Source organism: Mesorhizobium sp. BHbdii, from assembly GCF_053848045.1.
The window spans coordinates 1-507 of the sequence record NZ_JBSPKX010000138.1 but is presented as its reverse complement, the minus strand read 5'-3'; the positions used below and the strand labels follow the sequence as shown (position 1 = coordinate 507).

Below are 507 nucleotides of genomic sequence, written 5' to 3'. Positions count from 1 at the left end.
TTCTCGTTGATGGTGTAGGTGCCACCGCCCCAGACTGCCCAATTGCCGCTCCACAGCTTGTACATGCCGCGGCCGGCGGCGGGGATTGCGAAGCCGCCATCCGTGTAGTTGTCGTCCGTGCCGTAGCCGGCCATGATGAACAGCGACAGGTTCTCCATCGGGGTGACGTCGAGGCGAACCTTGCCGGCCACTTCTTCATAGTTGCTGTCGTAGGCAATGACGCCGGTGATCGCGCCCCAGCCCTGCGTCCACTTCACACCGCCGACGACATGCGGGACGTAGCTATCGATCGTGAAGTCACCGTAACCTTGTTCGAGCGAAACCACGGCGGAGAAGCCGTTGCCGGCGTCGAAATAGTACTGGACGACATTGGTGTCGAAGCCGCCGTAGGGAACCAGCGTATCGTTCATGACGTTGCCGGCGTAGCCGATGAACGTATCGAAGGCCGATTCGTCCTTACCGACGCGCAGCCCACCGAGCTGGATCCAGGCGAAGTTCAGCGAGACG

The 507-nt window shown here is 61.3% G+C and carries 1 protein-coding gene; it reads right to left on the bottom strand.

Annotated elements, in window-relative coordinates; all coding sequences use genetic code 11:
* Positions 1 to 507: porin (locus ACWTU8_RS32265; protein ID WP_455851305.1), on the bottom strand; the 507-nt coding region annotated here is incomplete at both ends.